Annotated in this window: 7 protein-coding genes; 1 reads left to right on the forward strand and 6 read right to left on the reverse strand. The window is 46.9% G+C overall.

The annotated features are described in order from the left end of the window. The 6 genes from ACOJS8_RS08835 to ACOJS8_RS08860 form a co-directional block, all read right to left on the reverse strand. Window positions 1–543, reverse strand: a 543-nt coding sequence (locus tag ACOJS8_RS08835) for a 3-oxoacyl-ACP synthase III family protein (RefSeq protein ID WP_420148176.1), incomplete at its 3' end; no start/stop codon positions are given. Between the two features lie 105 nt (window positions 544–648). Beyond that, on the reverse strand, window positions 649–900 hold the full coding sequence (purS, locus tag ACOJS8_RS08840) for a phosphoribosylformylglycinamidine synthase subunit PurS (RefSeq protein ID WP_420148177.1): 252 nt from the start codon (window positions 898–900) through the stop codon (window positions 649–651). An 83-nt stretch (window positions 901–983) separates the two neighbouring features. Beyond that, entirely contained in the window at window positions 984–1658 is a 675-nt protein-coding gene (gene pssA, locus ACOJS8_RS08845; RefSeq protein WP_420148178.1) for a CDP-diacylglycerol--serine O-phosphatidyltransferase, read from the reverse strand. A gap of 28 nt (window positions 1659–1686) precedes the next feature. After that, entirely contained in the window at window positions 1687–2325 is a 639-nt protein-coding gene (locus tag ACOJS8_RS08850) for an MBL fold metallo-hydrolase (RefSeq protein ID WP_420148179.1), read from the reverse strand. A 63-nt stretch (window positions 2326–2388) separates the two neighbouring features. Next, a complete protein-coding gene (locus tag ACOJS8_RS08855) occupies window positions 2389–3090 on the reverse strand; it encodes an SAM-dependent methyltransferase (protein ID WP_420148180.1) in 702 nt (233 codons plus the stop codon). Beyond that, the gene (locus tag ACOJS8_RS08860) at window positions 3090–3857 is read right to left on the reverse strand and encodes an alpha/beta fold hydrolase (RefSeq protein WP_420148181.1); all 768 of its coding nucleotides are present in this window, start codon (window positions 3855–3857) and stop codon (window positions 3090–3092) included. Before ACOJS8_RS08860 ends, ACOJS8_RS08855 begins: the two co-directional genes overlap by 1 nt. 442 nt (window positions 3858–4299) lie before the next feature. Here ACOJS8_RS08860 and ACOJS8_RS08865 point away from each other — a divergent pair. Next, window positions 4300–4770, forward strand: a 471-nt coding sequence (locus tag ACOJS8_RS08865; protein WP_420148182.1) for a carboxypeptidase-like regulatory domain-containing protein, incomplete at its 3' end; no start/stop codon positions are given.

The raw sequence follows: 4770 nt of genomic DNA on the forward strand, positions 1-4770 counted from the left end.
CCGGTGTTCAGGATCGGTAGTAGCCTGAACAACAGCGGCTCCGGCACCGTCGCCAAAAATGACGGCTACGCCCCGCCCTTCGTTGCTCTTGTTCAGGAAAGTTGACTGAATCTCGGAACCGACTACCAGAATGGTTTTGTACATGCCCGTTCTGATAAACTGGTCGGCTATAGACAAAGCATAGACAAAACCTGAACATTGATTGCGGATATCAATCACTCCTACGCCTTCCAGTCCTAACTCGCGCTGCATCAGAAACGCAGAGCCTGGAAAATAATAGTCGGGTGTGATGGTTGCATAAACGATCAGATCCACCTGGCTGGCGTCAATATTCGCCCGTTCGAGCGCCATGCGCGAAGCAGCTGTAGCCATGCTCGCATTCGTATCTTTACCGTAGGTAAAATAGCGTCTTTGTTTGATACCTGTCCGTTCCTGAATCCAGGCATCAGACGTGTCCATGTACTGGGTTAGGTCGTCATTCGTAACAACTGTATCGGGCACATAAAACCCTAACCCTTTGATGCTTGAATAAGTCGGAGCCATTATCTGATAGAAGAAAAGTCAGTAATAATAGTACTTTTTACGGGAAGTATACACTGTACTCCGAAAACGTATTGTCATACAATTACTGAAAAAGGACCTCCGATATTAGGCTGTATGCAGGTCGAATGTATATTCTTCCATAATCAGGTTAGCCAGCAGTTGTTTACAGGCTGAATCCACCGTTGCACGTGCTTGTTCTTCAGACTCAGCGTCGACCTCGAGCCGAATGTGCTTACCAATGCGTACGTTATCGATGGTGTCCATCTGAAGATTATGAAGCCCTAATTTGACGGCTTTGCCTTGTGGGTCCAGAATTTCCGAACGGGTCATGATGTTAATTTCAGCGATGTATTTCATTTTTGAATGATTGAATGACTGAATGATTGAGTGATCGAATTATTGACGGACAGATTCACTCAATAATTCGATCACTTAATCATTCAGTCATTGGAAATTAATGACAGAACGATGTAAAGTAAAATAATCAGCGGGATGGCTGCAAACTGCAAAAATAACAGGAGTAAGACGGATGCGATAAGAAAACTGTATTTAATCCGATTTTCGGCCCAGCCAAAGGATTTGAATTTTAGCGCAAAGAGAGGAACTTCGGCCACCAGCATGAACGAAAAGGCAATCATCATACCCAGGGCAACATCATTTTTCCAGATGGCATCGTACTGAGGCTGATAGCGTTCCATGAGTGGGAAAGCCGCAATTAAAAGGGTGTTGGCCGGAGTCGGTACGCCAATAAATCGGTCGCTTTGCCGCGTGTCAATATTGAATTTAGCCAGACGTAGCGCCGATAAGACTGCAATCAGGAATGCCCCGTACGAGATTGATCCTAAGCCCTGAAACCAGCAAAGTTGAAAAACAATCATAGCTGGTAACAAGCCAAACGTAACCATATCGGCCAGCGAATCCAGCTCTTTCCCGAACGGTCCTGATACGTTAACCAAACGAGCTACGAACCCATCCCCAAAGTCCAGAATGGCCGCCAGACCGATCAGCCAGGCAGCTGTGTCGAGATGACCACGTAATGTCATGACAACACCAATGCTTCCGCACAGCAAGTTACCGCAGGTCATGGCATTGGGAATGTGTTTCAGCAGATTCATAGGTTTGGATCAGACGGGAAGGCCGGTATTACATTCTTACAAACGGGTTCGTACGTTTTTCCTGGCCAATCGTGGTCGATTCCATATGGCCTGGATAAACAACGTAATCGTCCGGTAAGGTATAAAACTTTGTTTGGATACTGGTCATCAGATCGGCATGATTGCAATACGGAAAATCGGTACGTCCGACACTGCCCCGGAACAGTACATCGCCCCCAATAACGTAGCGTTCTGCATGGTTGATAAACGCTACGTGCCCCGGCGCATGACCTGGAACAAAGACGACATCCAGAACCGTGTCTCCGAATTTGAATTGATCGCCCTCTTTCAGAAATGCATCAATTTCGGCGGGTTCATAACCGCGCAGACCATACAAGGCACAGCGGGTTGGTACGTCGTTATAGATGACCATATCCTGCTCGTGCAGATAAGCGCTCACACCGAATTTGCGCTTCACGTAAGCAACACCAAACACGTGATCAAGATGCGAATGGGTGAGGAGCAGATACTTCACATTGAGCTTATTGCTGGTGATAAACTGGCTCAGAGCTTCTTTTTCGGCCTGCTCGTAGCAACCCGGATCAATGATCACAGCCTCGCCGGTTTTGTCATCAGCGATGATATAGGTGTTTTCCTGGAAGGGCGAAAAGGTAAAGGCTTGAATCATAACGTAGCATGGGGGAAATACCCGCAATATTATAGCAGACTGAAAAGTTTCGCTGCTTAACGATCACAAAAGTAGAAACACCGTCGGTTTTTTTCGTAGATCAGGAATCTGAGTTTTCCATTCCCGAATTGTTTGTGTGCGAACAAAAGCGTCGGAAGCGGTCAGGTTGCAGGCTACGCAAAGGCGTGTATTGGCCTGACAAGCAGCCAATATGTCGGCAAAAAGCGCATCGTTACGGTAGGGCGTTTCTATAAAAATCTGCGTCTGCTGCCGTTGCTGCGCTTCCTTTTCGAGGTTACGTAGCGTCCGGGCGCGATCCTGCCGATCTATTGGCAGATAGCCGTGAAAGACAAACGATTGTCCACTCATGCCAGAAGCCATCAAAGCCAGCAGAATGGAGGAGGGCCCGACCAGCGGCTCCACGCGCCATCCCAACGTATGTGCCATCCCGACAACTACAGCGCCCGGGTCCGCTACGCCCGGGCAACCGGCTTCTGATAAAACCCCAGCGTTCTTTTTCCGCTCGGTTAACTCCTGAATTTGTCGACGGGTGTCAGCAGGTGGCGTGTCTTTGTTCAGATCAAAAAATGTTGTCTCATCAATGACCCGATTCGTTTTCAACCCGCTAATGAATCGCCGTGCTGAGCGAACGTTCTCGACGAAATACACATCTATGTTTTCGATAACCGTACGGATTTGAGCAGGAAGTACCTGATCGAACGTATCGTCGGCAAGCAGGGTAGGGATGAGATATAAGGTTGGCATCAGGCAATAAACTTCATTAATACCTCAACAAATTCGGCTGGCTTTTCGGCTTGTACCCAATGGCCCGCGCCCTGAATGGTTTCTATTTGTACGTTGGGGAAAATACGTTTTATGGTAGAGATGTCGTCATCCAGAATATAAGGAGATTCGCTGCCCCGAATAAATAAGGTCGGCTCCGTGACAACATGTGGATTTGTTAACTCCTCACCAATGCCGTGTAATTCGCGCTCAATGACCGGCAGGTTGAGCCGCCAGGCGAATTGCCCCTGTTCGTTACGGTACAGATTTTTTAACAAAAATTGTCGTACAGTTAAGATCGGTTCATACCGACTCAGGATTGCATCCGCATCGCTACGGCTTTTGATACTCGCCAAATCAATTGCATTCAGACCACGTATCAGCTCGGCATGGTGAACAGGGTAAAATTTAGGTGCAATATCGACCACCACTAATTTCTGGAACGTACCGGGGTGAAGCATCGCATACTGCATCACGGCTTTTCCACCCATAGAATGACCAATCAGGATCGGATTTTCCAGGTTGTGGTCGGCAATAAATTCGTGCAGATCGGCAGCCATGCTGTGATAGTCATGCTCGTCACCACGAGGAGACTGACCGTGGTTGCGCTGATCCAGTGCATAAACACGGTAGCCTTTGGCGGCAATGGCTTTACTAATAGTAAGCCAGTTATCAGACGATCCGAAAACACCGTGAAGGATAATAATAGCCGGGCCAGTTTCACCCGTCTGCCGGAAGAATAATTTCATAATTAAAAGAAAGCGCTTTGTTGAGCGATTAACCAACCTGAAGTGCCGACAAAATCATACAAACAAAGTCAGCTGTGTGACTGTTCAGTGTAGAATTCAGGTCAACTGATTCAATTGTCATAATAATGAGACAAAACTAAGGAAGAATCAGGCACCCTTTCGCAGAAAGCACGTCTAAAACAGAGAACTAATTCTGACAGGTAACTAAACCGGGAGAGATTCTATTAGTTTGATTAACAATTTGGTAATATTCTCTTATAGAACAGAACCTGTCGAAAATGTGAATATTCTCATAACTTAGTTCCCTATTTCATGTATAGTGGTACTTTTTTAAGAAGAGACTATTTCTTAGCTCAAAAAATATAAGGATATTTGTCACCAAATGGATACCTATCTGGCTTGATTGGTATCTGTCGGATTACTAACCAAATCAAACACTTCTATGTCTAAAAATTTACTGCACTTTCGGGCGGCATTTATGCTGGTCAGCAGTATGCTCTTGGCCGTTCTAGCGGGGGGCGAGGTCAGGGCGCAGGTAACTACCGCTGTCATCAATGGTCTCGTGACCGACGATAAGGGTGCTGGACTGCCCGGTGCTACCGTCATCGCTATTCATGAGCCATCGGGTAGCCGGTACGGAACAACCACAAATGCATCGGGTCGTTACACACTTCCAGGTGTTCGGGTAGGCGGTCCGTTTAAAATTACAACCACATTTGTTGGTTTTAAAGACCAGGTAAAAGAAGGAATTTTTACGAACCTGGGTACGTCAGCCGACGTCAACTTCAGCTTATCGGACAATAGCGCTCAATTATCAGAGGTTGTTGTATCAGGAAACCGTAGCGATATATTCAGCTCCGAACGTACTGGAGCCGCTGCTACGTATGGTCGTGAAACGATCAATACCGTTCCC

The sequence above is a fragment of the Spirosoma sp. genome, from assembly GCF_048594605.1.
Lineage (GTDB): Bacteria > Bacteroidota > Bacteroidia > Cytophagales > Spirosomataceae > Spirosoma.

Coding starts and splice junctions, on each gene's coding strand:
- purS (WP_420148177.1), bottom strand. CDS start 900: ATGAAATACATCGCTGAAATTAACATCATGACCCGTTCGGAAATTCTG.
- pssA (WP_420148178.1), bottom strand. CDS start 1,658: ATGAATCTGCTGAAACACATTCCCAATGCCATGACCTGCGGTAACTTG.
- ACOJS8_RS08850 (WP_420148179.1), bottom strand. CDS start 2,325: ATGATTCAAGCCTTTACCTTTTCGCCCTTCCAGGAAAACACCTATATC.
- ACOJS8_RS08855 (WP_420148180.1), bottom strand. CDS start 3,090: ATGCCAACCTTATATCTCATCCCTACCCTGCTTGCCGACGATACGTTC.
- ACOJS8_RS08860 (WP_420148181.1), bottom strand. CDS start 3,857: ATGAAATTATTCTTCCGGCAGACGGGTGAAACTGGCCCGGCTATTATT.